This window comes from Peteryoungia wuzhouensis, assembly GCF_003205195.1.
GTDB lineage: Bacteria > Pseudomonadota > Alphaproteobacteria > Rhizobiales > Rhizobiaceae > Allorhizobium > Allorhizobium wuzhouense.
This window is the reverse complement of record NZ_QJRY01000005.1, coordinates 252,557-277,748: the sequence shown is the minus strand read 5'-3', so window position 1 is coordinate 277,748 and position 25,192 is coordinate 252,557. Positions and strand designations below refer to the sequence as shown.

Here is a 25,192-nt window from a genome sequence, read left to right as displayed (position 1 = left end):
AAGTAGGCCATGCTGACGAAAGCGGAAGACGCTCCCCAGAGGCCTCAGGCCGCAGCTTCGCGCCGATAACCGGTGTCGATGACCACCGTGCCGCCGCAGACACGCGAAACACAAGCACACATCTTGGCCGCCCCGTGCCGCTCCTCGGCGGAAAAGAACACGTCGCGATGGTCGATTGCTGCGCTCGCCTCGACCACGCCGACGGCGCACAATCCACACTCGCCCCGTCGACAGTCGTAGATCATGTCCACGCCCGCCTCCATCAGGGCATCGAGCATGCTCTCGTCGGCGCGAACGCTGACGCGTCGTCCGGTGCCGGCGACCTCCACCTCGAAGGGCTGTTCGATGAAGCGACCGCTGTCGCCGAAGACTTCGAACCTCAGCCGACTCATCGGTCGCCCGCTGTCTTCCCATGCCGTGCGGGCGGCCTCCAACAGACCGTGGGGGCCGCAGATATAGACCTCGCCATCCGGCGGAAGCGCCGAGAACGCAGCCTTCAGATCCAGCATCTGGCCCTCGTCCTGCAGGAAGGCCTGCAGCTTGACGCCGGCAAGCCGTTCCAGCTCGTCGACGAACGGCATCTGCGCGCGACTGCGTGCGGCGTAGAGCAGATCCACAGACTGGCCTCTCGCGGCCAGCGCACGCGCCATGCCATAGATCGGCGTGATCCCGATACCCCCGGCAATCAGCAGATAGTGCGAGGCCCGCCACGACAGCTCGAACCGGTTTTCCGGCTCCGTCATTTCCGTTTCGTCGCCCGGCTGCAATTGCCAGACAAAGGCCGACCCGCCGCGGCTGTTGGGATGCAGCTTGACGGCGATCTTCAGCGTGCCCGGCGCGCTGGGGATGACCGTATAGGTCCGCAGCGCCGGTTCACCCCGGATGACGACCTTGATATTCGTGTGCGACCCCGGATCGAAGCCGCTCCTCAGTCCATCGACGGCAAAGGTCACCGCCCGCACATCCTCAGCCGGCGTTTCGAGGTCAGTGACCACGGCCCGACGCCATTCCAGTTTCGATCGCATAATTCCTCCTCCTATTCTCCCGAGCCGCCGTCTCCCGAACGGCGTTTCACCCCGACATCAGCGCAAGCGCCAGCACCTTTCCACGCAGGTCCGGTTGTTCCTCCAAAACAAAATCCAGGTTCTGCCGCGCCAGTCGCGCATGCTCGCGGGCGAGAGCCTCCGCCCGCGCCCCTTCCCGAAGCGTAATCGCCGACACGATCGCCTTGTGCTGCGCCTGGGCGACCAGCAGACTGCGATGGAACGTCGGCACATCCATCTCGGTGTTGACGAAGGCGTTCGGGCTGGCAAAGGGCAGACTCGTCATCCGCTCGATCTCGCGCCGCAGAACCTCGCTGCCGCAGAGATCGGCGAGCAACCCGTGAAACTCGGCGTTCAGCGCCTCGTAGCGCGCGAAATCCATCGCCTTTGGATCCGTCGTCACCACGCCATCCAGCGTTTCGACCACGGACATGATCGTTTTCAACTGCAAAGGCGCGACACCGCGTTCGGCGGCCAGCCGGGCCGCCATGCCTTCCAGCACGCCCCGCAATTCGATGGCATCGATCACGTCCTGACGGGTGAACGAGCGGACCGAATAACCGCCCGACGGGATGAGCGTGACCAGCCCCTCCTGTTCCAGCTTCTGCAGGGCAGCCCGAAGCGGTGTGCGAGACACGTTCAACCGTGCGGCCAGCGCCACTTCCGAAAGCCGTTCGCCCGGCTCGATCTCGCCTTTCAGCACCAGATCGCGAAGACCCGAAAGGGCCTTCAGCGTCTGTTGCTTCGGTGCTGCCTCGCTTGCTTGGGCCATGTTACTCCGCCGCTGCGACATGCAGGCGGGCTGCTGGCCCCTGCTCGGCATCGATCATCCGGTCGATCAGCTTGCGCGCCCACATCGAACCCGCGTCGATGTTGAGATTGTAGAACTGGTGATCCGGATTGGCCTCGATCGCCCGCTGCTGCGCCTCCAGCACTTCCTCGTCCTCACGGAACACGCCGGCGACACCTTCACGCAGTTCGTGGGTGCGTGTCTGGTTCTTCAGGTCGTAGTTGCGGGCAAAGGCCCAGAAATAGAGACAGGTCTTCTCCGTCGACGGCGTGATCGTGTTGAGCACATAACCGTTGACGCCCTTCGAGCGGTCGCCCTGCGGGGCACCGGATCCGGCTTCGGCCACGCCGACATCAATGGTGACCGTGCACGGCGCCTCGAAGCGGATAATCTGCCAGCGGTCGACACGTCCCGGCTTGCCATATTGCTTGCGCCAGAACGGCGGCGGATCGATGTCTTCCATCCAGCGGGTGATATAGGCGAAACGATCGGAATGGCTGGCTTCGAACGGCGCTTCGGCCACGGCGCGGTTGCCGATCGAAGAGCCATGCACGAAGGTCTCGTGCGTCAGATCCATCAGATTGTCGACCACGAGGCGGTAGTCGCACTTCACCTCGATCAGCTTGCCGTCTGCGGCCCAGTCCGGGTCCTGGTTCCAGTGCATGTCAGGGATCAGCGCCGGATCGGCGAGCGCAGGGTCACCCGGCCAGATCCAGACGAAGCGATGCTTTTCGGCGATCGGATAGGATTTGACGCAAGCCGACGGGTTGATGGTCTCCTGCGACGGCATGTAGACGCAGCGCCCCGTCTCGTCATATTCGAGCCCGTGATAGCCGCAGATCACGTTGTCGCCCTCGAGCCTCCCGAGCGAGAGGGGCACCAGCCGATGCCAACAGGCGTCGGCAAGCGCGACGGCGGTCCCATTTTCCTTGCGGTAAAGCACCACGGGCTTGTTGCAGATCGTGCGCGCCAGAAGCGAGCGCTTGAGCTCGACGTCATAAGCGGCCGCATACCAGGCATTCAACGGGAATGTGGGTTTGGACATATCTGGCTCCTCCTCAGATGCCCTTAGTGAGCCACGATGTATACAGAATGTCAAATACGCAGTACAAAAAGGCACTAAAATTTGTGAAATCGCCAAACTCACAGGGGTCATGTATACAGAAACCGCAGCGCACTGACCGCCCCCCTTGCACACCCAATGACAACACGACAGGCTGCCGCGCGCCATAGGGGCTTGAATATCCTATCGTTCCATTTATATTCGTATCTATGAAGATAGACGCTGAATCGATGAAATCTGGCGCCGACATGGCGAGTGAACTGCTGAAGTCGCTCTCCAACCGATATCGGCTGCTCATTCTTTGCCGGCTCTCGGACGGAGAGCATTCCGTCGGCCAACTTGCCGAATTTCTCGGCATACGGGACAGCACGGTCTCACAGCACCTGGCCTTGCTGCGTCGCGAGAAGATCATCACCGGCCGCCGGGACGGGCAGACGATCTGGTACCGCATCGAGAGCGCACCGGCCCGCGCCGTGATCAGCACCCTCTACGAAAGCTTCTGCAAGACCGAAACCTGCGCCGATTGACGTCGCCATCTCCGGCGGAGGATGATCGCCCGGATCCGGCTTCAATCGCATTGACTTCCGGCTGCTCTTTATCTACATAGTATCGTAGATACGAATTTAAGGAGACAACAATGTCAATCGATCGCGCCGTCCTCGCCTTTGCCGGCTTCATGGTCCTTGCATCCCTGCTTCTGACCCATTTCGTCCATGCAGGTTTTGTCTGGTTCACCGTCTTCATCGGCCTGAACCTGATCCAGTCCGCCTTTACCGGGTTTTGCCCGGCGGCAACGATCTTCCGCAAACTCGGCATCCGTCCGGGCGCCGCCTTCTGAGGTATTGTCGATGAACGTCCCCTCCCTCGCCCTGACCTTCGCCCTGTCCGCCGGCATATGCGCTGCGGCCGATGCGGCGGAGATCACGATCAAGCCCGTGACCATTCCGGAGATGAAGGCCGTCTACGGCCAGATCCAGCCCCGTATCAGCGTAGCAGCCCGCGCGCGGCTGAGCGGAACTGTCGCGGATTTGCGCGTGACGGAGGGCGACATCGTCAAGGCCGGGGACGTCATCGCCGAGATCAAGGACGATAAACTCGACTTCCAGATCAAGGCCATTGACGCCCAGCTGCTGGGCCTGCAGGCATCCTTGAAAGATGCCAGGGCAGAACTCGATCGTGCCGAGCGCCTCGTGCGAAGCGGTGCGACAAGCACGCAGCGCTTCGACCAGTTGCGCACGCAGACGGACGTGATCACCAACCAGATCGGAACCGCAGAAGCCCAACGGTCCGTGATCGTGCAGCAGTCGGCGGAAGGCGCCGTGATTGCCCCGTCCGACGGACGGGTGGTCTCGGTGCCTGCCACCAAGGATGCCGTGGCTATGGCCGGTGAAACCATCGCCGAGATCGCAAGCGGCGGTTTTTTCCTCAGGCTGGCCGTTCCTGAACGCCATGCGCAGGATCTGCGCCAGGGGTCGCCGATCCGCATCGATGCTGCTGGCACGCCCCTGACCGGCACCCTCGCCAAGATCTATCCCTTGATCGACGGCGGGAGGGTGACGGCGGATGTCGAAGTGGAAAACCTGGATACCCAGTTCGTCGGCGGCCGCGTCCTCGTCGAGTTGCCGGTCGGTCAACGACAGGCAATCCTGGTGCCCGCAGATGCGATCACGACCCATGCCGGCGTTGATTTCGTCACGGTCAAAGAGACTGACGGCACAGTGCAGCGTGCCGTTCTGGCCGGTGAACCGGTCGAGAGCGAAGGAAAGCCGGCAGTCGAAATCCTGTCCGGTCTGGTCGAAGGCGATATCTTGGTGACCCCATGACCGATCCCATCAAGCAGACTCCCGACGCTCCTGAAGCCGATGACGCCCCCATGACAGGCCTCGGCATCGCCGGCAATCTCACGCGCTTCTTCATTAAGTCACCGCTCACACCGCTTTTTCTCATCGCAGCGCTGGCCTTCGGTCTGGTTGCCCTGATGTCCCTGCCGCGTGAGGAAGAGCCGCAGATTTCCGTGCCCATGGTCGACATCGCCGTCCAGGCGCCCGGACTGAAGGCCGACGACGCGGAAAAGCTTGTGACCGAGCCTCTGGAAACCATCGTCAAAAGCATCAACGGCGTCGAGCACATCTATTCCCGTTCGATGGACAACCAGGTTGTCGTGACGGCCCGCTTCGTCGTCGGAACATCCCCGGATGCCGCCGTGCTCCGGGTGCACGACAAGGTCCGCGCCAACATGGATCGCATCCCGGTCGGCATCGCCGAACCGAAAGTGGTCGGCCGCGGCATCGACGACGTCGCCATCGCGACGTTGACCTTTCGGCCGAACGCGGATGCCGCAGATCGGGTCTCCGCGAACGATCTGACCCGGATTGCCCGCGAAGTGCGCAACGAAATCGCCAAGGTCGACAATGTCGGGCTGACCTATCTCGTCGGCGAGATCAGTGAAATTCTGCGCATCTCGCCACAACCGGAGCGCCTGGCGCTTTACGGGATCACGCTGCAACAGCTCGCGGCCAAGGTGAGCGGCGCCAATTCCGCCTCGCCCGCCGGGCAGGTCCGTGGAAACGGACAGCAGATCGACGTCATGGCAGGCGCCACGCTCTCCACCCCCGCCGAGATCGGCAACCTGCTTCTGACCGCGCGCGATGGCAGACCCGTCTACGTGCGCGATGTGGCAACCATTGCCTTTGCCACCGATACGAGCGACGCACTGGTCTCGAACCTCAGCAAGACCGGAGAGAAGATCGAACGTGTCCCGGCCGTCACCCTGGCCATCGCCAAGCGCGCCGGAGCCAATGCCGTCGTCGTCGCCGAAGCCGTGATGCAGCGCGTCGAAGCCCTGAAGGGCAACCTGATCCCCGAGGAAGTCGGCGTGGAGGTAACGCGCGACTATGGCGAGACCGCCAACGACAAGGCCAATGAGCTGCTTTACCACCTCGGCCTTGCCACCGTCTCGATCATTGCCCTGGTCTGGCTGGCGATCGGTCGCCGCGAGGCCTTTGTCGTTGCCATCGTCATCCCGGTCACCATCCTGCTGACGCTCTTTGCCTCCTGGCTGATGGGCTACACGCTCAACCGTGTGTCCTTGTTTGCACTGATCTTCTCGATCGGCATTCTCGTCGACGACGCCATCGTCGTCATCGAGAACATCGCGCGCCACTGGGGCATGGGTGACGGCCGCTCGCGTCGCCGCAGCGCCATCGAGGCCGTCGCCGAGGTCGGCAATCCCACCATCGTCGCAACCTTGACTGTGGTGGCAGCGCTCCTTCCGATGCTGTTCGTTTCCGGCCTGATGGGTCCCTACATGAGCCCTATTCCGGCCAATGCATCGGCCGCCATGGTCTTTTCCTTCTTCGTCGCAGTCATCGTCACGCCCTGGCTCATGCTGAAGGTCTCGGGGAATGCTCCAATCCATGGGCAGGGAGCCGATCACGAAAACGGTGGCCGATTGGGCCGGCTCTACGCGGGTGTGGCAAGGCCGATCCTCGCCAGCAAGACACACAGTTGGGTGTTTCTCGCTCTCGTGGGCCTGCTCACGCTCGGCTCGCTGTCGCTGTTCTACACCAAGCATGTGACGGTCAAACTCCTGCCTTTCGACAACAAGTCGGAACTGCAGGTCAGCATTGATCTGCCGGAAGGATCGACCATGGAGGCAACGGACGCCGTCGCGCAATCCGTCGCGCGTCTGGTGCTCGATTTGCCGGAGGTCACCTCCGTGCAAACCCATGCCGCAACGGCCGCCCCCTACAACTTCAATGGTCTGGTGCGGCAGTCCTATATGCGGTCTGCTTCCAATCAAGGCGACGTCGCCATCAACCTGACACCCAAGGACAATCGCGACCGCACCAGCCACGACATCGCACTCGACATCAGGGAGCGGATCAAGGGCATCGCCGTCCCCGAAGGCAGCAGCCTCAAAGTCGTTGAACCGCCCCCGGGACCGCCCGTCATGGCCACACTGCTGGCTGAAATTTATGGTCCGACACCTGCCATCCGCCGCGCGGTAGCAGCCAAGGTCGAAGACGCTTTCCGCTCGGTGCCCTTCATCGTCGACATCGACAACTCCTATGGTGTCGAAGCCCCGCGCAAGAGGCTGACGATTTCGACCGACGATGCGGAGTTCTACCATGTCGAGGAAAGCGACGTTTTCGATACGATCGCAATCCTCTCGAACGGCAAGACCATCGGCTACTCCCATCGCGGCGAGGGCCACCCGCCGATCCCGATCCGCCTGGAACGCCCACGCAGCGACAAGGTGATCGACGAACGCTTCTTCGCGACCCCGATGCCGGCCAATGTCCTGCCCGGCGGCAAGGGCGTGGTCGAACTCGGCGATGTCGTCCGCGTCACCGACGAGATGACCTCGCTTCCGATCTTCCGTCACAACGGCATGAATGCCGAAATGGTGACGGCGGAACTGGCCGGCAGCTTTGAGGCACCGCTCTATGGCATGCTCGCCGTCCAGCAGGCGATCGATGCCCAGGATTGGACCGGCCTGCCCAAACCCGTCATTGCCCTGCATGGCCAGCCACACAGCGAAGTTGCCCCGACCCTGCTCTGGGACGGCGAGTGGGAAGTGACCTGGGTCACCTTCCGCGACATGGGCGCCGCCTTCATGATCGCGCTTCTCGGGATCTACATCCTGGTCGTCGCCCAGTTCGGATCCTTCAAGATCCCGCTGGTGATCCTGACGCCGGTTCCGCTCACCTTCATCGGCATTCTCGGTGGGCACTGGCTGTTCGGTGCGCCCTTCTCGGCAACTTCGATGATCGGCTTCATCGCGCTTGCCGGCATCATCGTCCGCAACTCCATCCTGCTCGTCGACTTCATCCGCCATGCGGATCACGAAGGGCGAACGCTGACCGATGTGCTGATCGAGGCCGGGGCCGTGCGTTTCAAGCCGATCCTCTTGACCGCACTCGCTGCGATCATCGGAGCCGCCGTGATCCTGACCGATCCGATCTTTCAGGGGCTGGCCATCTCGCTGCTCTTCGGTCTGATCTCCTCGACCCTGCTCACGGTGCTGGTCATTCCCGCCATCTACCGAGTCTTGCGGACGTGATAGCGCACGGCGGCACCAGGGATTTTCCTGGTGCCGCCCACCTCCTGATCGGAGAAATTGCCGGATTGAGACATTTATGCATACAAAGAGGCCATGCGCCCTGATGTCTCTCTCACAACGCAAACCTATGGCTTCGTTCTCGTTGAGAACTTTGCCCTGATGTCCTTTGCATCCGCGACGGAACCGTTGCGAGCCGCAAACCTCATTGCCCAGACAGCCCTGTATGAAACAGTACCACTGTCGATGAATGGCAAGGCGGTGACTTCCTCGTCCGGTTTTGCCTTTCCCTGCCAGGACCTTGCCGCCATCGGGACCCGCTGCCACACGATCTTCGTGGTGGCAGGCGGCAATCCTGACGACTGGAGGGACACGGCCGTTCTTCATCCCATCCTCCGCCGGCTGGCACGCCAGGGTGTGCGCATCGGCGGCATTTCAAGCGGCGCTTATCTTCTGGCCGCAGCCGGACTGCTCGACGGACGCGACTTCACCATCCATTGGGAGCATGCCCCCGCCATGCGCGAGGCCTTTCCGCAACTGGCCCCACGTCAAGCTCGCTATGTGCTGGATGGCGACCGGGTCACCTGCGGCGGCGGCGTGGCCCCCCTCGACATGATGCACGCGCTGATCGCCAGCCGCATGGGCCAGGCTTTTGCGCGGCGAGTGAGCGATTGGTATCTGCACACAGCGGTTGCCGAACCGGCGGACCCGCAGCGCGGCTCCTCCAGCGAACGCTTCGGCACCCACCATCCGGGCCTGATCTCCGTCCTGGAAAAGATGGAAGCGACCATAGAGCAGCCGCTCGACCGGGCGGCCATGGCACGGCTCGCGGGCGTGAGCCCTCGCCACCTGGACCGTCTGTTTGCCGAACATCTCGGCGTCAGCTTCCAGACCACCTATCACCGCATTCGCCTCGACCACGCCCGCCGCCTGCTCGAGCAAAGTCCGCTATCGATCTCCGAACTCGCCTTCGCCACCGGCTTTTCCGGCGCCTCGCATTTCTCCAAGGCCTTCAAAGACCATTTTGGCATGACGCCGAAATCCGCTAGAGCAAACAAACGCATGAGTTAAAGTTTGGAAGGAAGAGGGACGATGGCGAAGAGCGCAAAGGCTAGCCCCGGAACGAGCATGCCGCCACTTGCCCAGGACCCTCATGCGGTCCGCGAGCCCCGCGCCAACAATCTGGAAATGGCGATCGGCCACGAGGTCCGCACCTTCCGCAAGAAGCTCGGCATCACCGTTGCCGATATGGCGGCCGCGACCGGAATGTCCGTGGGCATGCTGTCGAAGATCGAGAACGGCAACATCTCGCCCTCGCTGACCACCCTGCAGGCGCTGTCCAAGGCGCTCGGCGTGCCGATCACCTCGTTCTTCCGGGGCTTCGAGGAGCCGCGCAGCGCAAGCTTTGTAAAGGCCGGAGAAGGGGTCAACCTGGAACGGCGGGGAACGCGCGCTGGCCATCACTACAGCCTGCTCGGCCATATCGAGAACAACACGTCAGGCGTCATCGTTGAGCCCTATCTCATCACGCTCAACGCCTCATCCGACATCTTCCCGACCTTCCAGCACGAGGGCATGGAGTTCCTCTACATGCTCGAGGGCGAGGTCGTGTATCGCCATGGCGACAGGCTCTACCGGATGGAGGCCGGCGACAGCCTGTTCTTCGATGCCGATGCCCCCCATGGACCGGAAGAACTGGTGAAACTGCCCGCCCGCTACCTCTCGATCATCTCATATCCCCAACAGAAATAATTACCCCTCAGGAAAAATAGTTTCCTAAGGATTGATTGAATGAGACACCGCTGCTACTCCTTGTTCCAGCAACAAGGGAGATCGCGGCCATGTGCGGCATCGTGGGACTGTTCCTCAAGGACAAGGCGCTCGAACCCCAACTGGGAGCCCTGTTGTCGGACATGCTGATCACCATGACCGACCGCGGCCCAGACTCCGCCGGCATCGCCATCTATGGAGATGCCAGTGGCGGCAAGGCCAAGGTGACGATCCAGTCGGCCGCGCCGGATACGGATTTTGCCGGCCTCGCAGGAGACCTTGCCAAAGCGGGCCTCAAAGCCGACGTCACCGTGAAGAGCACGCACGCGGTGATCTCGATCGACAAGTCCGATCTGGCAAACATCCGCTCTGTTCTGACCGAGATCCGCCCCGGCGTCCGCATCATGGGCTCGGGCGAGAGCGTCGAGATCTTCAAGGAGGTCGGTCTGCCGAAGGATGTCGTCCAGCGCTTCGGCGTGCGCGCAATGGGCGGCACCCATGGCATTGGCCACACCCGCATGGCAACCGAGAGCGCGGTGACCACGCTCGGAGCCCATCCCTTCTCCACCGGCGCCGATCAGTGCCTCGTCCACAACGGCTCGCTGTCCAACCACAACAATCTTCGCCGCGAACTCGTCCGCGAGGGCATGTCCTTCGAGACGCAGAATGACTCGGAAGTGGCCGCTGCCTATCTCACAGCCGAGATGGCCAGAGGCAAGGATCTCGGTGAAGCGCTGACCGGCGCACTCGACGATCTCGACGGCTTTTTCACCTTCGTCGTCGGCACCAAAACCGGCTTCGGCGTCGTCCGCGACCCGATCGCCTGCAAGCCGGCCGTCATGGCCGAGACCGACCAGTATGTCGCCTTCGGCTCCGAATACCGGGCGCTGGTCAACCTTCCGGGCATTGAGACTGCCCGCGTCTGGGAACCGGAGCCGGCCACCGTCTATTTCTGGGACCACGAAAAGGCCGCCTGATCCACGCCCCCATCCGAGAAAGTTTCTTGAATGCCTGTTTTCGACCTTTCCCAAACCCCGCTCCGAGACCTGAACAGCGCGCTTCACGCCCTCGGCGCCGGCACCAATGACACCCTGTTCGAGGTCGTGAACCCACGCGGCCACCACGCCGTCGCAGTCGGTATCGATGCGCCTGTCACGGTCGAGGTGAAAGGCTCCGTCGGCTATTACTGCGCCGGCATGAACGACGGCGGCACCGTCACCATCCATGGCTCTGCCGGTCCGGGCGTTGCGGAAAACATGATGTCGGGCACCGTGGTCATCGAAGGTGACGCCAGCCAATATGCCGGCGCCACGGGGCGCGGCGGCCTGCTCGTCATCAAGGGCAATGCCGCCTCCCGCTGCGGCATCTCGATGAAGGGCATCGATATCGTTGTGCGTGGCTCCATCGGCCACATGTCGGCTTTCATGGGCCAGTCGGGCCACCTCGTCGTCTGCGGCGATGCCGGCGAAGCTTTGGGCGACAGCCTGTACGAGGCGAAGCTCTTTGTGCGCGGATCGGTGAAAAGCCTCGGGGCGGACTGCATCGAAAAGCAGATGAAGCCGAAGCATCTGGAAAAGCTCGCCGAATTGCTCGCCAAAGCCGGCATCACCGATGTGAAGCCGGAAGAGTTCAAGCGCTACGGCTCGGCTCGCAAGCTCTACAATTTCAACATCGACAACGCCGACGCGTATTGAGGCGAGGACAAGCCATGAGCTACCACAACCCCTTTACTCCGCCGCGCAAGTCCGCAACCTTTGACGATTACACGCTCGCCGAAATCCGCCGTGCGGCCGCAACCGGCATCTACGACATCAGAGGCGCCGGCACCAAGCGCAAGGTTCCCCATTTCGATGACCTGCTCTTCCTCGGCGCGTCGATCTCGCGTTATCCGCTCGAAGGCTATCGCGAGAAATGCGACACGTCTGTGACGCTCGGCACGCGCTTTGCCAAGAAGCCAATCCACCTGAAGACGCCGATCACCATCGCCGGCATGTCCTTCGGGGCACTGTCGGGCAATGCCAAGGAAGCGCTCGGCCGTGGCGCCACGCTCGCCGGCACGTCGACCACGACGGGCGACGGCGGCATGACCGACGAGGAACGCGGCCACAGCCAGACACTTGTCTACCAGTACCTTCCCTCCCGTTACGGCATGAACCCGAAGGACCTGCGTCGCGCCGATGCGATCGAGGTGGTGGTCGGGCAGGGCGCCAAGCCCGGCGGCGGCGGCATGCTGCTCGGCCAGAAGATCTCAGACCGCGTCGCCAACATGCGCAACCTGCCCAAGGGCATCGACCAGCGCTCGGCCTGCCGCCATCCCGACTGGACCGGCCCCGACGATCTGGAAATCAAGATCCTCGAACTGCGCGAGATCACCGACTGGGAGAAGCCGATTTATGTGAAGGTCGGTGGCGCCCGTCCCTATTACGACACGGCCCTCGCCGTGAAGGCTGGTGCCGATGTGGTGGTGCTCGACGGCATGCAGGGCGGCACGGCCGCGACGCAGGACGTCTTCATCGAACATGTCGGCATGCCCACCCTCGCCTGCATCAGGCCCGCCGTCCAGGCGCTGCAGGACCTCGGCATGCACCGCAAGGTGCAACTGGTAATCTCGGGCGGCATTCGCTCCGGTGCCGATGTGGCGAAGGCGCTGGCACTCGGCGCCGATGCGGTCGCAATCGGCACCGCAGCACTCGTGGCCATCGGCGACAATGACCCGAAATGGGAAGAGGAATACCAGAAGCTCGGCACCACGGCTGGTGCCTATGACGACTGGCATGAAGGCAAGGACCCCGCCGGCATCACCACGCAGGATCCGGAACTCGCTGCCCGCCTCGACCCGGTCGCGGCCGGGCGCCGGCTGGCGAACTATCTCAAGGTCATGACGCTGGAGGCGCAGACGATCGCGCGCGCCTGCGGCAAGAACAAGCTGCACAATCTCGAGCCGGAGGATCTCTGCGCACTGACGATGGAGGCCGCAGCCATGGCCCAGGTGCCTCTTGCCGGCACGGGCTGGTACCCCGGCAAGGGAGGTTTCTAGAACGCCTGATGGCCGCATCCGACTCCCACGGATGCGGCCATTTTCATTTCAACCAATGTGTCTCAATCCATAAAAACAGGGGAACGACGTGACACAGGATCTTGCAGGCTTCGCCAAGGAGCGAGGCATCAAATACTTCATGATCAGTTATACCGACCTCTTCGGCGCCCAGCGCGCCAAGCTGGTCCCCGCCCAGGCCATCGCCGACATGCAGAAGGACGGCGCGGGTTTTGCCGGTTTTGCCACATGGCTCGATCTCACTCCGGCCCATCCCGATCTCTTCGCGATCCCGGACGCCTCGTCCGTCATCCAGCTACCGTGGAAGCCCGACGTCGCCTGGGTTGCGGCCGACTGCATGATGGACGATCAGCCGGTCGCACAGGCACCGCGTGTGGTGCTGAAGAAACTGGTTGCCGAAGCATCGGCACTCGGCCTCAGGATCAAGACCGGCGTTGAACCGGAATTTTTCCTGATTTCACCGGATGGCGAGACCATCTCCGACCAGTACGACACGGCGGAAAAACCGTGCTACGACCAGCAGGCCCTCATGCGCCGCTACGACGTGATCGCGGAGATCTGCGACCACATGCTGGCACTCGGCTGGAAGCCCTACCAGAACGATCACGAGGACGCGAATGGCCAGTTCGAGATGAACTGGGAGTATGACGACGCGCTTGTCACGGCCGACAAGCACTCCTTCTTCAAGTTCATGGTGAAATCCGTGGCCGAGAAGCACGGGCTGCGCGCCACCTTCATGCCGAAACCCTTCAAGGGCCTGACCGGCAACGGCTGCCACGCGCATATTTCCGTTTGGGATACTGACGGCAAGGTCAACGCCTTCGCCGACAAGGCCATGCCCTTCGGCCTCTCGGCCAAAGGCAAGACCTTCCTCGGCGGCATCATGAAACATGCCTCGGCACTGGCCGCAATCACCAATCCGACCGTCAACTCCTACAAGCGCATCAACGCCCCGCGCACTGTCTCCGGCGCCACCTGGGCACCGAACACGGTGACCTGGACCGGCAACAACCGCACCCATATGGTCCGCGTCCCCGGTCCTGGTCGCTTTGAACTCCGCCTGCCCGATGGCGCCGTGAACCCTTACCTGCTCCAGGCCATCATCATCGCGGCAGGCTTGAGCGGCCTGAAGAACAACGCCGATCCCGGCCCGCACTACGATATCGACATGTACCGCGACGGCCATACGGTGAAGGACGCGCCGAGGCTGCCGCTGAACCTGCTCGATGCGCTGCGAGCCTATGAGAAGGACCAGGAGTTACAGACTGCGCTCGGCAAGGAGTTTTCCGACGCCTATATCAAGCTCAAGTATGGCGAGTGGAACAGCTATTGCGCGCAGTTCACCGCCTGGGAGCGTCAGACGACGCTCGACGTCTGAAGGCTCCTCAATAGGACAGAGGCCGTATCCGGGACAGCCCCGGATACTGCCCCCTTTGCTGGGAGCGACCATCCGTTCGGCAGAGAGCCTAAGGCCCAGAGGCGTCTCAAGCCACCCGACGCAGAGCCGTCGCAACCGTGTGGATGTGCTCCGCCCCGATGCCGCAGCAGCCGCCGATCATGGTGGCGCCGGCCTCGGCCCATTGGCAGGCAAAGCGCGAATAGACATCCCCCGTCAGGTCCTGGCGCGTGTCGTGCAGCCCCTCGTTGGCCGCCTTCTCGTCCGTGTCGGTTTCGAAGGCATTGGCATAGACGCCGATCTTGAGGTCGGCGCCTTTCTCGGCAAACACCGCCGCCGCCGTCTCGACTGCGCGCTTCATCACCTCCGGCTTGGCGCAGTTAAAGAGCAGTGCCGAGGCACCAGACCCAGCAGCCCATTCCGCTGCAGCCTGGACGGTCTCCCCGGAGCGCAGCCTGGCTTCTCCACCGGCCACCTGTGCCGCGTCATCGGCCAGCGTGAACGAGATCCAGAAGGGCTTTGGATCGGCCTTGATCGCCTCACGAACAGCCTCGCCCTCAGCAATCAGGCTCAGCGTTTCACCGAGCCAGACATCGACATACGGTGAGAGATTGTTGACCAGGACCTTCAGATAGTCCTGCACCCGCGACGGGTCGAAATTCTCCGGTTCATAGGAACCGAAGATCGGCGGCAGCGAACCGGCGACCAGGACCTTGCGGTCGCTTGCATCTGCGGCCTCACGGGCCAGGCGGCCCGACAGCGCGATCAGGTCTGCTCCATCCTTCCGAAAGCGCTCTTCGCCGATGTGGAAAGGCACCAGCGCGTAGGAATTGGTGGTGACGACATCGGCACCGGCGGCGATGAATTCCTCATGCACCTGCCGAACGATGTCGGGGCTGTTCATCAGCGCCAGCGCCGACCATTCCGGTTGCTTGAGTTCGGCGCCGAGACGCAGGAGTTCGCGACTCATGCCGCCGTCGAGAATGAGGGTGTCTGCCATGGAATGTCTCCGTCAAATGCGGTCAGGGGGTGAGCGCCTGGTCGAGGTCGGCGATGATATCGGCGGGGGTTTCAAGACCGATCGACAGGCGGAAGAGCCCGTCACCGGCATAGGCGCGGTAGTCAGCAAGGGCTTCGCCGGTCAGGCGATAGGTCGACGCCATCATCTCATCGGTATCCAGCAACACGACGAGGCTGCGCTGATGGCCGAGCGAGAAGGCGTAGTGGACAACCCGCAGCCGCTCGGCGAGCCGGCTGGCCGTGGCTTTCGGATCGCGTGTGCGAAAACCGATCATGCCGCCAAACACATCCATTTGGCGACCGGCCAGTTCATGTTGCGGATGGGATTGCAGACCGGGATAGAGAACGCGCTCGACCTGCGGATGGCGCTCCAGAAAATGCGCCACCGCAAGCGCCGTCTCCGACGCCATGCGAAGACGGGGATACAGCGTGTCGATGCCGCGCATGATCAGCCAGGCGGACTGGGCCGGCAGAGCTGCCCCCAGATAAACGCCAGCACGTCCACGGATCTGAGCCACGAGTTCCCGCCGTCCCATCACCGCTCCACCGAGCGCATCGCCATGACCGTTGATGAATTTGGTCAGCGAATGGATGACGAGATCGACGCCCAGCGACAATGGCCGAGTGGCAACCGGGGTGGCAAAGGTGGAATCAACAGAGACCAGTACGCCATGACGGGCAGCAATGGCCGAAAGGGCCGATAGATCGACGATCCGCAGGATCGGATTGACCGGGCTTTCACAATGAATGAGCCGGGTATTCGGCCGAATTGCCGCCTCGACCAGATCAAGCCGTGCCATGTTCACGGCCGTCACCGCGATGCCGAAATCCGGCAAAATGCGCTGGGTGAGTTCCGCCGCCCCGGCATAACAGACGTCTGAGACGATCAGGTGGTCCCCCGCCTTGAGCAGCGTCAGCATCATGCCGGCAATCGCCGCCATGCCCGTGGCACTGGCAAGCGCATCCTCGGCGCCTTCGAGCGCCGCCAGCCGTTGTTCGAGCTGACGCACCGTGGGATTGGTCCAGCGTGCATAGAGGTACGGAAGTGCGGCCAGATCCTCGACACCATCGGCGGAAAAGGCCCCGTCGCCCGGCATCAGCGCGTTGTTGACCGACATGGAAATGTTGGGAGCGATCGCGCCCGTTGCAGGATCGATGATCAGACCGGCATCGAGTGCGCGGGTCTCGGGACCGGCGCTGGGCGGCAATGGATGGGTGACGAAGGTCTTCGACATGGCTGTTCTTTCAAAGCCGCTCAGCGGCGGATCGGCACTTGCGCCTCGACGACGCCAAAGGCACGTGTGATGAGAGCGGTCAGCAGGACGTAGAAAAGGGTGACCACGAGCAGCGGCTCGTAGACGAGGAGCGTGTCCTGCCGGACCTTGTAGGCGACGGCATAGAGATCCATGACTGTCACCGTGAAGGCGAGCGGGGTCGCCTTCAGCTGCAGCACGACCTCGCCGGCAATGGTCGGAAGGGCGGTGCGGATCGCACGGGGCAGCCAGATCCGACGGACCAGCATGAAACGGCTCATGCCCAGCGCCCGGCCCGCCTCCAACTCACCTTTCGGCACGGACAGCAACGCGCCGCGCAGCACTTCCGCCTCGTAAGCCGCATAGTTCAGCGTGAAGGACAGGGCCGCAAAGAAGAAGCCCTCGCGCAAAACAGGCCAAAGGAAACTCTGACGCAGCCCTGGCACCATCGGCAGCAGGGAGCCTATGCCGTAATAGAGCAGCCAGAGCTGGATGAGCAGCGGCGTACCCCGGAATGCGGTCGAATATCCCCGCGCCAGCATGCGCGTGACAGGCCCTCCGCTCACCATGGCGAAGGCAAGCCCGATCGCCAGGATAAAACCGAGCACGACAGAGATGACGAGCAGTGCCACCGTCTGGATGGCGCCGTCGACGAGAAGCGGCCAGTATTTGGAAAGCCAGTCGAATGTCATTTGCGCCTCCTTACGCCGTCAGCCGCTGGCCGCGGCGCACACGCCGCTCAAGCCAGTGGAAGACGAGGTTGGAAAGAAGCGTAATGACGAGATAGAGAACCGCCGCCGCAAGGAAGAACAGGAAATACTGTTTGGTATTGGCACCAGCGAGCCGAGTGGTGAGAGCCAGCTCCTGATAGCCGACGACGGCAACCAGCGCGCTGTCCTTGGTCACCGACATCCACAGATTGGCCATGCCCGGCAGCGCATTGGGCAGAAGTGCCGGCAGGGTCACTCGTCGGAACCGCAGGAAGGGCGACATGCCGAAGGCGCGCGCGGCCTCGATCTGTCCCGACGGGATGGCGAGGATCGCGCCGCGCAGCACTTCCGTCATATAGGCCCCCTGGACGAAACCCAGAACCGCAACCGCCGCGACAAAACCGTTGACCTCGACCGGCGGCATGCCGAAAGCGAGAAGCAACCGGTTCAGCCCGTCGGTACCGGCATAATAGAGCCCGACGATCAGGATCAGTTCCGGCACCGCTCGGATGGTGCCGGTATAGAGCTTCAAAAGCAGGCCCACCGGCCGGTTGCCGGAGAGTTTGCCCACGGCGCCGAAGAGGCCGAAGACGAGCCCGATGGCAAAGGCGGAGGCTGAGATGGCAACGGTGGTGACGGCACCGGTCAACAGCGCGCCGCCCCAGCCCGGAGGCTCCAGCGCCAGCAATTGCCATGCCGTCATCGATCCTGTCGCCATCTCGTCCCCGAACCCTGCCGATTACTGGCCGTAGACGTCGAAGGTGAAATAGGCCTTCGAGATCTCGTCATATTTGCCAGAGGCGCGCACGGCCGCGATTGCCGCGTTCAGCTTGGCCTTCAACTCGGTGTCATCCTTGCGCAGGCCACCACCGATGCCGATGCCGAGAATGGCCGGATCATCGGCAACATCGCCCATGTCGGCGCAGCAATCCTTGCCGAAATCGGTCTTGAGGAAATCTGCGAGCGGAATGGCGTCGCCGAAGACATAGTCGATGCGGCCGGCCGCGAGATCCTGAAAGGTCTCGTCGAGCGTCTGATAGGTCTGCTCCTCGGCCTTGTCGGCGAAGTACTTCTTGAAATACTCGGACTGCACCGTCGAGACCTGGATGCCGATGGTCTTGCCGTCGACGGCTTCCGGCGAGGCACCGGGCGCCGCGTCCTTCGGCCCGATCAGCTTGCTTGGCGTGTTGTAGTACTTGTCAGTGAAATCGATGGTCTTCAGGCGCTCGTCGGTGATCGACATCGACGACCAGATGACATCGAACTTCTTTGTCTGCAGCGCCGGGATCAGGCCATCCCAGGAGACGTCGACGACCGAGCAGGTCTCTTTCATCTCGGCGCAGACCGCGTTCATCAGATCGATTTCCCACCCCTTCCAGGTGCCGGATGCATCCTTGGCGAAGAAGGGCGGATAGGCCTCGTTCATGATGCCGAAGCGCACTTCGGCCTGGGCGCTGACGGCGGTTGCGGCAAAGGCAGCCCCGGCGAGAAGGAGGGAGATGAGTTTCATGGCGGATGGTCCCCTTTGAGTGAAGATGATCGGATGGAACGGTCAAAGCCCGGCCGTGCGGCCCGAGAGACTGCGGGTAAACTCGCGGCAGCGGGCACTGGTCGGATCGCCGAACACACGCTCTGGCGGCCCTTGCTCCTCAACGCGACCGCGATCGAGGAACATGACATGGCTCGACACATCCCGGGCAAAGGCCATTTCATGCGTCACGAGCAGCATGGTGCGTCCTTCCTCGGCGAGGTCACGAATGACCTTGAGCACTTCGCCCACCAGTTCGGGATCGAGCGCCGAGGTCGGTTCGTCGAACAGCATGACGGCCGGATCGACGCAGAGCGCACGCGCAATCGCCGCCCGCTGCTGCTGGCCACCGGACAGAAACGCCGGATAGGCGTCGCGTTTATCGTAGAGCCCGACCTTGGCGAGCAGCGCTTCCGCCTTCTCGACCGCTTCGCGGCGGGGAACCTTCTGCACATGCACCGGCGCTTCGATGACGTTTTCCAGAACGGTGCGGTGGGCCCAGAGATTGAAGCTCTGGAAGACCATCCCGAGGCCGGTGCGCAAACGCTCCAGCTGTTTGCGGTCTGCGGCCTCAAGGCCACCCTTGCGCGATGGCTTCAGACGCAATTCCTCACCGCCGACGAATATGCGTCCATGATCGGGCGTTTCGAGCAGGTTGATGCAGCGCAGGAAGGTGCTTTTGCCGGAGCCGGACGAGCCGATGAGCGAGATCACGTCCCCACGTTTGGCCGTGGCCGACACGCCCTTCAGGACCTCCAGAGGGCCGAAGCTCTTGTGAAGGTCACGTACATCAAGGGCAGCACTCGCGGCGATCGTCATCGGGGTCCTGAGGTCATTGGGTGGTGCAAGACCATAGATGGCCACTGCTGCGTGTTTTCTTCGCATTTCTTGCGTTTCACGCAGAATTGCCGCAGAAAGCCGCAAACTACGCCCATGATCCGCGTCCACGGTCACAAAGTGCCGATGGACCCGGTAAGCGGCACGGCAAGCGGAGGAGAACCCGGCCATGGTCGAACAACTGGACCAATTCGATCGCAGCATTCTCGACCTTCTCCAGCGCGATTGCCAGATGAAGGCCGAAGCGATTGCCGACAGGGTCGGCCTTTCCCCATCGGCAGTCCAGCGCCGCCTGAAGCGTCTGCGGTCGGACGGCATCATCACGGCCGAAATTGCGGTCATCTCCCGCAAGGCGACCGACTATCCGATGACCTTCATCACCGGCATGGAGATCGAGCGCGACAACTACGATGCACTGGCGCGCTTTCGCAGCTGGGCCGACAAGCAGGACAATATCCAGCAGGTCTACTATGTGACCGGCCAGGTCGATCTCGTCGCCATCATTACCGCCCGCGACGTCGAGCATTACGACGACATCAGTGCCCAGTTGATGTCGGAAAACCCGCAGATCAAGCGCATGAACACCAATGTCGTTCTGCGCGACATCAAGATCGGCCTGCAGATCCCGATCAAGCCTTAAGCCTGAGCAGGGGATGGCGACGCTCAGCGCTCCCGTTCGGCCAGAAAGGGCCCCTGCCCCCAGACGATCGATTTCTCGTGACGCTCGATGACAGTCTTGAGATCCTTGAAGGACCGTACGATGTGGTCCTGGAACTTTCGACCGGCCGGATTGGGATAGGTCTTGCGCCGCGTGATGATGCCGAGCGTGCGCTCCGGCTGCGGAATGTCCACGGGCACGATCGAGATCTTGTCCTGCCCGCGGAAGGAGAACACCACCGAATGCGGAAGGATGGCAAGCGCATCGGTCGTCGCGATATAGTTCACCACCGACAGCAGGGAGCCGCCGGAATAGCGGATCGAAAGCTCGGAGATTCCGAGCGTGATCAGGATATTGTGGAGGTCGAGCACCAGCGGTGAGCCCGGCAGCGGCGCGACCCAGGGATAGGTCACGATGTCCTCGATGCTGAGCGAGCGCTTGCGCAGCAGCGGGTGGCCAACGGCGCATGTCAACACATTGCGGCCAGGCAGCAGCGGCTGAAACTCGAAATCGGCACGCAGTTCCGGGCTGCCGATCGGCGTGATCGCCATGTCGATCTGGCTCGATTCCAGCTCGTTCAACAGATCCGGCATATTGCCATAGGACTGTTCGACGAGAATGTCGCGCTCCTGCAGCTGAAACGACGCGATCATCTGCGAGATGACGGCATCCATGAAGAAGGGAACGCCGCCGACCTTGATCCGCCCGGATGTCCCCGATTGGAAACTGCGCACGATGTCGACCGCCTTGCGCGACGCGATCAGGATCGAGCGGCCCTGAATTGCCAGCTGCTGACCAAGCGGCGTCAACTGCAGCGGCCGCTTGCCGGCGATGAACAAGGGCTCGCCGACGCGACGTTCCAGCATCGAGAGCGTGCGCGAGACCGCCGGCTGCGTCATGCCCAGCATGGCCGCGCCCTCTGTCACCCCACCGGTCTCCGCGACGGCAGCGAGCTGCACCAGGTGTCTCTCGTCTATTTTCATAACAAATTGCTATACCGGGTATAAGCAATATTATCAACAGAGGGGGCAATCGCCTGTATATTCGCCCGGCATGGGGAGGATCCTGCAGGAGTGACGGGCTCGGGAGATGCTGCACTGAAGGTGCGCATGGAGGACGATCGCAGCCGGTCTTTTGTCTTCGGGATGTTTCCTGGTGTTCGTGTCTGCGGACCCCGCTTGTCCGCATGACGGCATTTGGAGGAGGAAACGCATGTCATTCATTTCGGGTTATCACCACCTCACGCTCAGCACCGACGGGGCGCAGGAGGACTATGACTTTTACACCAAGACGCTGGGTCTGCATTCGATCAAACGGACGGTGCTCTTCGACGGCGTGATCCCCGTCTATCACCTCTATTACGGCGCGAAGAATGGCGATCCCTCGACCATCGTCACCACCTTCCCCTTCCGCAAGCCCGGCATTTACGGCAAACGCGGCACGAACCAGTCGAAGATCATCCAGCTCTCGATCCCGCGCGGCTCCTCGGAGTTCTGGGTCAACCGGCTGAACGAGCGTGGCATCAAGGCCGCAATGACCAGCCGCTTCGGCATCACCCGCGTGGCGCTTGCCCATCCTTGCGGCATCGAACACGAACTGGTCGAAAGCCCGGCCGACACCCGTGACCCGATCACCAACGAAAAGCAGGGCATCGGCCCTCACCACGGCATCCGCGGCATCTATGGCGCGGCCGTCGCCGTCTTCGACCGGACATCCATGGACGATTTCCTCACGGTCGCCCTCGGCATGAAGAAGGAAGCCGACAGCGATGAGGGCCTGATGTTCTCAGTCCCCAATGCAGGCGGCCCTTCGAGCATGGTGGAGGTCATTCACCAGCCGACCGGACCGCAAGGGACCTGGACCTTGTCGGGCGGCACGATCCATCATCTTGCGCTGAACACCGGCAATGAAGAGAACCAGCTGAAACTGAAGGCCCATATCGAAGGCCTTGGCTTCACCGACGTCTCCGACCAGAAGGACCGCAACTACTTCAAGTCCTGCTACGTCCGCTCGCCCGGCGGCGCGCTTTTCGAGATCGCATGGTCTGTCGAAGGCGGATGGGCCAAGGACGAGCCGGCCGATGCCATCGGCTCGACACTCGTCTTCCCGCCGTGGTTTGAGGATCGCCGGGAGGAACTGATTGCCGGCCTCGAACCAGCCGACTTCTGAAGAGAGGTGCCGGCATGGCAATCCATGGCGAGCCGCACCGCTGCGGCGTCTCCCCGGCCGAGGCCGAGGTTCTCTGCGTCTTCGTGCACGGGCGGACCCAGTCGCCCGAAGACATGATGGAACAGGTCATCGGCCGGCTCTCGGCCGGCCGGATATCCTACTGCCTGCCGCGGGCCTTGGGAAACAGCTGGTATGCGGCCCGCGCAACCGATGCTCTTCTGGACGGCACACGGGAGCAACTCGGCCTGTCGCTCGACTACCTGCGCGGGCTGATCGAGGACATCCGCGACGTCGGTGGCCGCCACAAGCCGCTGGTGCTCGGCGGCTTCAGCCAGGGGGCCTGCCTGTCGCTGGAATATGCAATGAAATTCGGCCCCTGGAACGGCGCCATGGTCAATCTGACCGGCTGCCGCGTCGGCCAGCCCTCGGACGAGAGGCCCTTTGCCGATCTCGACGGCCTGCCGGTCTATCTCACCGGATCGGACCAGGATCCGTGGATCCCGGTCTCGGCCTTTGCCGAAGCCTCCGAAGCGCTTGGGAGGGCGCGGGCGAAGCTTCGGTGCGAACTCTTTCCCGGACGCCCGCACCAGGCATCCGGGATGGAGGTCGCAGCGCTCGACGCCATCCTGGCGGACCTTGCAACCGGCAGCCGGCCCTTTGGTCGCGTCGCCGCCTGAAAACCAGACAAGAATGGGGAGGACAGCATGATCACGCGCAGAAAACTCTTGAAGGCGACCGCAGCAGGCACGCTCGCCTACGGCTTCGGAGGCCTTTCGGCCCCCGCGATCGCGCAGGGAGCCAAGATCAAGCTCGGCTATGTCAGTCCGCAAACCGGACCGCTGGCGAGCTTCGGAGAAAGCGACGCCTATAACATCGCCTCGTTCCTCGCGACCGAAGCGGGCAAGAACTTCGAAGTCATCGTCAAGGACAGCCAGTCCAATCCGAACCGCGCCGCGGATGTCGCCAAGGAGCTGATCCTATCGGACGAGATCAACCTGATGCTGGTGGCATCGACGCCGGAAACCACCAATCCGGTGGCTACCACCTGCGAGGCGGAAGGCGTGCCCTGCATTTCCACCAAGGCACCCTGGCAGCCGTGGTTCATCGGTCAACAGGGCAATCCCGGCGACCCGCAGAGCTGGAAACCCTTCGACTTCGCCTATCATTATTTCTGGGGTCTGGAAGACGTCATTGCCGTCTTCACCAACATGTGGAACCAGCTCGACACCAACAAGAAGGTCGGCGGTCTGTTTCCCAACGATGCCGACGGCAACGCCTGGGGCGATCCGAATGTCGGCCTGAAACCGGGTCTGACACAGGCGGGCTACAGTCTTCTCGATCCCGGCCGTTACCAGAATTTGACGGACGACTTCACCGCCCAGGTCAACGCCTTCAAGGACGGCGGATGCGACATCATCACCGGCGTCGTCATCCCGCCGGACTTCACGACCTTCTGGAACCAAGCCAAGCAGCAGGGCTTCACGCCCAAGGCACTCACCGTCGCAAAGGCGATCCTCTTCCCGCAGTCGGTCGAAACCCTGGGGCCCGCCGGTCACAATCTGTCCTCCGAAGTCTGGTGGTCGGCCCAGCATCCGTTCAAGTCGTCTCTCACAGGACAGAGTGCTGCCGAGCTTGCAGCCGACTTCACGGCCAAGACCGGCCGTCCCTGGACCCAGCCGATCGGCTTTATCCATTCGCTGTTCGAGATGGCGACCGATGTCATGGGTCGCGTCAGCGATGTGACCGATGCGGAAGGCGTGGCAGCGGCCATCGCCGCCTCCAAGGTCGACACCATCGTCGGCCATGTTGAGTGGAACGGCCAGGGCGTACCCCCCTTTGCGGCGAAGAACGTCACCAAGACGCCGCTCGTCGGCGGGCAGTGGCGCCGCAAGGACGACGGAAAATTCGACCTCGTCATCGTCGACAACAAGACGGCACCGAACATTCCCACGGCCGGCACGATGGAAGCCTTGAGCTGACGAATATCCACGCACGCAAGAAAGGGTGCCGGGCATATTCCGGCACCATCTGGCCGGTCCCGCACCTGGACCGGATCCGGAAAGACGAGCAACGATTGACCCGCCCCACCCTTGCAGGCCGAGCAGTTTTCCGGCCAAGGGACCATGCCCATCGCACACGGTATGTGTGCTATGCGTCATAGTCCTTGCCCGGCGCGGCGAGACTGCCCTATATGGCCGGATGACGACTGATTCAAAGATATTCGTCGGCCTCCGGTCGACCAAGAAAAAGCCTGTAGCACAACGCGTCGAGAGCGGTCCGAAATGCCAATGGGACGGGTGCGAGAAGCATGGCGCCCACCGTGCACCGGTTGGCTGCGATGCGGACGGACTTTACCTGCTCTTCTGTCAGGAGCATGTGAAGGACTATAACAGGGGCTACAACTATCAGACCAGCCTGTCCGACCCGGTCACGGCCCGCTACCAGCGGGAAGCCGCAAGCGGCGCCCGCGCAACTGTTGGCACCGCCACCACCCAGGCGAAGGAGATACCGCTGCCGCTGAAAACGCGCTCCGGTTCCGCCAAGGCGCTGAATGCCCGCAAGGCTGCGGCCGAGCGACAGGCCGCAGCCGCCGACCTCCAGAAGCGCAAACTGAAAGTCCTGGAAGCAAAGGCCTTTGAGACGCTCGATCTTTCACCTGACGCAACGCCGGAGGAAATCCGACGCCGCTACAAGGAACGGCTGAAGATGCACCACCCCGATGCCAATCAGGGGGATCGCGATTCCGAAGACAAGCTCCGCGCCTCGATCGACGCCCACAAGATCCTGAAATTGAACGGCTTCTGCTGAAACAGCGCGTGGGAATTTCTGCCGCAGACC

The 25,192-nt window shown here is 62.6% G+C and carries 25 protein-coding genes; 15 read left to right on the top strand and 10 right to left on the bottom strand.

Annotation, left to right across the window (positions count from 1 at the left end):
• Window positions 1–44: 44 nt before the first annotated feature.
• The 3 genes from DMY87_RS15255 to DMY87_RS15245 are packed head-to-tail and all read right to left on the bottom strand — an operon-like array spanning window position 45 to window position 2,878.
• Window positions 45–1,025, bottom strand: a complete 981-nt coding sequence (locus DMY87_RS15255; RefSeq protein ID WP_110792479.1) for a PDR/VanB family oxidoreductase — start codon at window positions 1,023–1,025, stop codon at window positions 45–47.
• 46 nt (window positions 1,026–1,071) lie between these two features.
• Window positions 1,072–1,815: a GntR family transcriptional regulator gene (locus DMY87_RS15250; protein ID WP_245408930.1), complete on the bottom strand. Its 744-nt coding sequence runs from the start codon at window positions 1,813–1,815 to the stop codon at window positions 1,072–1,074.
• 1 nt (window position 1,816) lies between these two features.
• On the bottom strand, window positions 1,817–2,878 hold the full coding sequence (locus DMY87_RS15245) for an aromatic ring-hydroxylating dioxygenase subunit alpha (RefSeq protein WP_110792477.1): 1,062 nt from the start codon (window positions 2,876–2,878) through the stop codon (window positions 1,817–1,819).
• 248 nt (window positions 2,879–3,126) lie between these two features.
• Between DMY87_RS15245 and DMY87_RS15240 the strand changes: the two genes are divergently transcribed.
• The 10 genes from DMY87_RS15240 (at window position 3,127) to glnT (ending at window position 14,161) form a co-directional block, all read left to right on the top strand.
• Window positions 3,127–3,423, top strand: coding sequence for an ArsR/SmtB family transcription factor (locus tag DMY87_RS15240; protein WP_425353506.1), 297 nt, complete (start codon window positions 3,127–3,129; stop codon window positions 3,421–3,423).
• 110 nt (window positions 3,424–3,533) lie between these two features.
• Window positions 3,534–3,734, top strand: a complete 201-nt coding sequence (locus DMY87_RS15235; RefSeq protein ID WP_110792475.1) for a YgaP family membrane protein — start codon at window positions 3,534–3,536, stop codon at window positions 3,732–3,734.
• 10 nt (window positions 3,735–3,744) lie between these two features.
• On the top strand, window positions 3,745–4,719 hold the full coding sequence (locus tag DMY87_RS15230; RefSeq protein ID WP_110792474.1) for an efflux RND transporter periplasmic adaptor subunit: 975 nt from the start codon (window positions 3,745–3,747) through the stop codon (window positions 4,717–4,719).
• Window positions 4,720–4,769: 50 nt separating this feature from the next.
• Entirely contained in the window at window positions 4,770–7,961 is a 3,192-nt protein-coding gene (locus DMY87_RS15225) for an efflux RND transporter permease subunit (protein WP_110792613.1), read from the top strand.
• A 93-nt stretch (window positions 7,962–8,054) separates the two neighbouring features.
• Window positions 8,055–9,029 carry a GlxA family transcriptional regulator gene (locus DMY87_RS15220; RefSeq protein ID WP_110792473.1) on the top strand — a complete coding sequence of 325 codons (975 nt, stop codon included), beginning with the start codon at window positions 8,055–8,057 and terminating at the stop codon, window positions 9,027–9,029.
• Between the two features lie 21 nt (window positions 9,030–9,050).
• Entirely contained in the window at window positions 9,051–9,710 is a 660-nt protein-coding gene (locus DMY87_RS15215) for a helix-turn-helix domain-containing protein (protein ID WP_110792472.1), read from the top strand.
• A gap of 89 nt (window positions 9,711–9,799) precedes the next feature.
• Entirely contained in the window at window positions 9,800–10,705 is a 906-nt protein-coding gene (locus DMY87_RS15210) for a class II glutamine amidotransferase (RefSeq protein ID WP_110792471.1), read from the top strand.
• 30 nt (window positions 10,706–10,735) lie between these two features.
• Complete coding sequence (locus DMY87_RS15205) at window positions 10,736–11,422, top strand: GltB/FmdC/FwdC-like GXGXG domain-containing protein (protein WP_110792470.1); 687 nt, start codon at window positions 10,736–10,738, stop codon at window positions 11,420–11,422.
• A gap of 14 nt (window positions 11,423–11,436) precedes the next feature.
• Complete coding sequence (locus tag DMY87_RS15200; protein ID WP_110792469.1) at window positions 11,437–12,765, top strand: FMN-binding glutamate synthase family protein; 1,329 nt, start codon at window positions 11,437–11,439, stop codon at window positions 12,763–12,765.
• Window positions 12,766–12,853: 88 nt separating this feature from the next.
• Entirely contained in the window at window positions 12,854–14,161 is a 1,308-nt protein-coding gene (gene glnT / locus DMY87_RS15195; RefSeq protein WP_110792468.1) for a type III glutamate--ammonia ligase, read from the top strand.
• A gap of 106 nt (window positions 14,162–14,267) precedes the next feature.
• Here glnT and DMY87_RS15190 read toward each other — a convergent pair whose 3' ends face one another.
• The 6 genes from DMY87_RS15190 to DMY87_RS15165 are packed head-to-tail and all read right to left on the bottom strand — an operon-like array spanning window position 14,268 to window position 19,509.
• A complete protein-coding gene (locus tag DMY87_RS15190; protein ID WP_110792467.1) occupies window positions 14,268–15,179 on the bottom strand; it encodes a homocysteine S-methyltransferase family protein in 912 nt (303 codons plus the stop codon).
• 22 nt (window positions 15,180–15,201) lie between these two features.
• The gene (locus DMY87_RS15185; RefSeq protein WP_110792466.1) at window positions 15,202–16,434 is read right to left on the bottom strand and encodes a trans-sulfuration enzyme family protein; all 1,233 of its coding nucleotides are present in this window, start codon (window positions 16,432–16,434) and stop codon (window positions 15,202–15,204) included.
• Between the two features lie 20 nt (window positions 16,435–16,454).
• Window positions 16,455–17,144, bottom strand: coding sequence for an ABC transporter permease (locus tag DMY87_RS15180; RefSeq protein ID WP_110792465.1), 690 nt, complete (start codon window positions 17,142–17,144; stop codon window positions 16,455–16,457).
• Window positions 17,145–17,154: 10 nt separating this feature from the next.
• Window positions 17,155–17,880 (bottom strand): ABC transporter permease, encoded by a 726-nt coding sequence (locus tag DMY87_RS15175; RefSeq protein WP_165826252.1) that lies wholly within the window; start codon window positions 17,878–17,880, stop codon window positions 17,155–17,157.
• Between the two features lie 21 nt (window positions 17,881–17,901).
• Window positions 17,902–18,672 carry a transporter substrate-binding domain-containing protein gene (locus DMY87_RS15170; protein ID WP_110792463.1) on the bottom strand — a complete coding sequence of 257 codons (771 nt, stop codon included), beginning with the start codon at window positions 18,670–18,672 and terminating at the stop codon, window positions 17,902–17,904.
• 42 nt (window positions 18,673–18,714) lie between these two features.
• Window positions 18,715–19,509, bottom strand: coding sequence for an ABC transporter ATP-binding protein (locus tag DMY87_RS15165; protein WP_110792612.1), 795 nt, complete (start codon window positions 19,507–19,509; stop codon window positions 18,715–18,717).
• A gap of 187 nt (window positions 19,510–19,696) precedes the next feature.
• On the opposite strand from DMY87_RS15165, the gene DMY87_RS15160 reads away from it, so the two are divergent.
• Window positions 19,697–20,167 (top strand): Lrp/AsnC family transcriptional regulator, encoded by a 471-nt coding sequence (locus DMY87_RS15160; protein WP_110792462.1) that lies wholly within the window; start codon window positions 19,697–19,699, stop codon window positions 20,165–20,167.
• A gap of 23 nt (window positions 20,168–20,190) precedes the next feature.
• On the opposite strand, the gene DMY87_RS15155 is transcribed toward DMY87_RS15160, so the two are convergent.
• The gene (locus tag DMY87_RS15155) at window positions 20,191–21,168 is read right to left on the bottom strand and encodes a LysR family transcriptional regulator (RefSeq protein ID WP_110792461.1); all 978 of its coding nucleotides are present in this window, start codon (window positions 21,166–21,168) and stop codon (window positions 20,191–20,193) included.
• 229 nt (window positions 21,169–21,397) lie between these two features.
• Between DMY87_RS15155 and DMY87_RS15150 the strand changes: the two genes are divergently transcribed.
• The 4 genes from DMY87_RS15150 to DMY87_RS15135 all read left to right on the top strand — a co-directional run bounded on the left by DMY87_RS15150 (window position 21,398) and on the right by DMY87_RS15135 (window position 25,162).
• Window positions 21,398–22,354, top strand: a complete 957-nt coding sequence (locus DMY87_RS15150; protein WP_110792460.1) for a VOC family protein — start codon at window positions 21,398–21,400, stop codon at window positions 22,352–22,354.
• A 14-nt stretch (window positions 22,355–22,368) separates the two neighbouring features.
• Window positions 22,369–23,031 (top strand): alpha/beta hydrolase, encoded by a 663-nt coding sequence (locus DMY87_RS15145; protein WP_245408929.1) that lies wholly within the window; start codon window positions 22,369–22,371, stop codon window positions 23,029–23,031.
• A gap of 27 nt (window positions 23,032–23,058) precedes the next feature.
• Window positions 23,059–24,333, top strand: coding sequence for an ABC transporter substrate-binding protein (locus tag DMY87_RS15140; RefSeq protein WP_110792459.1), 1,275 nt, complete (start codon window positions 23,059–23,061; stop codon window positions 24,331–24,333).
• 220 nt (window positions 24,334–24,553) lie between these two features.
• The gene (locus DMY87_RS15135) at window positions 24,554–25,162 is read left to right on the top strand and encodes a J domain-containing protein (RefSeq protein WP_110792458.1); all 609 of its coding nucleotides are present in this window, start codon (window positions 24,554–24,556) and stop codon (window positions 25,160–25,162) included.
• Window positions 25,163–25,192 lie beyond the last annotated feature (30 nt).

Bases quoted from the DNA above. Each gene is read 5' to 3' on its own strand.
- DMY87_RS15255 (WP_110792479.1), bottom strand. From the start codon at position 1,025: ATGCGATCGAAACTGGAATGGCGTCGGGCCGTGGTCACTGACCTCGAA.
- DMY87_RS15250 (WP_245408930.1), bottom strand. From the start codon at position 1,815: ATGGCCCAAGCAAGCGAGGCAGCACCGAAGCAACAGACGCTGAAGGCC.
- DMY87_RS15245 (WP_110792477.1), bottom strand. From the start codon at position 2,878: ATGTCCAAACCCACATTCCCGTTGAATGCCTGGTATGCGGCCGCTTAT.
- DMY87_RS15240 (WP_425353506.1), top strand. From the start codon at position 3,127: ATGAAATCTGGCGCCGACATGGCGAGTGAACTGCTGAAGTCGCTCTCC.
- DMY87_RS15235 (WP_110792475.1), top strand. From the start codon at position 3,534: ATGTCAATCGATCGCGCCGTCCTCGCCTTTGCCGGCTTCATGGTCCTT.
- DMY87_RS15230 (WP_110792474.1), top strand. From the start codon at position 3,745: ATGAACGTCCCCTCCCTCGCCCTGACCTTCGCCCTGTCCGCCGGCATA.
- DMY87_RS15225 (WP_110792613.1), top strand. From the start codon at position 4,770: ATGACAGGCCTCGGCATCGCCGGCAATCTCACGCGCTTCTTCATTAAG.
- DMY87_RS15220 (WP_110792473.1), top strand. From the start codon at position 8,055: ATGCGCCCTGATGTCTCTCTCACAACGCAAACCTATGGCTTCGTTCTC.
- DMY87_RS15215 (WP_110792472.1), top strand. From the start codon at position 9,051: ATGGCGAAGAGCGCAAAGGCTAGCCCCGGAACGAGCATGCCGCCACTT.
- DMY87_RS15210 (WP_110792471.1), top strand. From the start codon at position 9,800: ATGTGCGGCATCGTGGGACTGTTCCTCAAGGACAAGGCGCTCGAACCC.
- DMY87_RS15205 (WP_110792470.1), top strand. From the start codon at position 10,736: ATGCCTGTTTTCGACCTTTCCCAAACCCCGCTCCGAGACCTGAACAGC.
- DMY87_RS15200 (WP_110792469.1), top strand. From the start codon at position 11,437: ATGAGCTACCACAACCCCTTTACTCCGCCGCGCAAGTCCGCAACCTTT.
- DMY87_RS15190 (WP_110792467.1), bottom strand. From the start codon at position 15,179: ATGGCAGACACCCTCATTCTCGACGGCGGCATGAGTCGCGAACTCCTG.
- DMY87_RS15185 (WP_110792466.1), bottom strand. From the start codon at position 16,434: ATGTCGAAGACCTTCGTCACCCATCCATTGCCGCCCAGCGCCGGTCCC.
- DMY87_RS15180 (WP_110792465.1), bottom strand. From the start codon at position 17,144: ATGACATTCGACTGGCTTTCCAAATACTGGCCGCTTCTCGTCGACGGC.
- DMY87_RS15175 (WP_165826252.1), bottom strand. From the start codon at position 17,880: ATGGCGACAGGATCGATGACGGCATGGCAATTGCTGGCGCTGGAGCCT.
- DMY87_RS15170 (WP_110792463.1), bottom strand. From the start codon at position 18,672: ATGAAACTCATCTCCCTCCTTCTCGCCGGGGCTGCCTTTGCCGCAACC.
- DMY87_RS15165 (WP_110792612.1), bottom strand. From the start codon at position 19,509: ATGACGATCGCCGCGAGTGCTGCCCTTGATGTACGTGACCTTCACAAG.
- DMY87_RS15160 (WP_110792462.1), top strand. From the start codon at position 19,697: ATGGTCGAACAACTGGACCAATTCGATCGCAGCATTCTCGACCTTCTC.
- DMY87_RS15155 (WP_110792461.1), bottom strand. From the start codon at position 21,168: ATGAAAATAGACGAGAGACACCTGGTGCAGCTCGCTGCCGTCGCGGAG.
- DMY87_RS15150 (WP_110792460.1), top strand. From the start codon at position 21,398: ATGTCATTCATTTCGGGTTATCACCACCTCACGCTCAGCACCGACGGG.
- DMY87_RS15145 (WP_245408929.1), top strand. From the start codon at position 22,369: ATGGCAATCCATGGCGAGCCGCACCGCTGCGGCGTCTCCCCGGCCGAG.
- DMY87_RS15140 (WP_110792459.1), top strand. From the start codon at position 23,059: ATGATCACGCGCAGAAAACTCTTGAAGGCGACCGCAGCAGGCACGCTC.
- DMY87_RS15135 (WP_110792458.1), top strand. From the start codon at position 24,554: ATGACGACTGATTCAAAGATATTCGTCGGCCTCCGGTCGACCAAGAAA.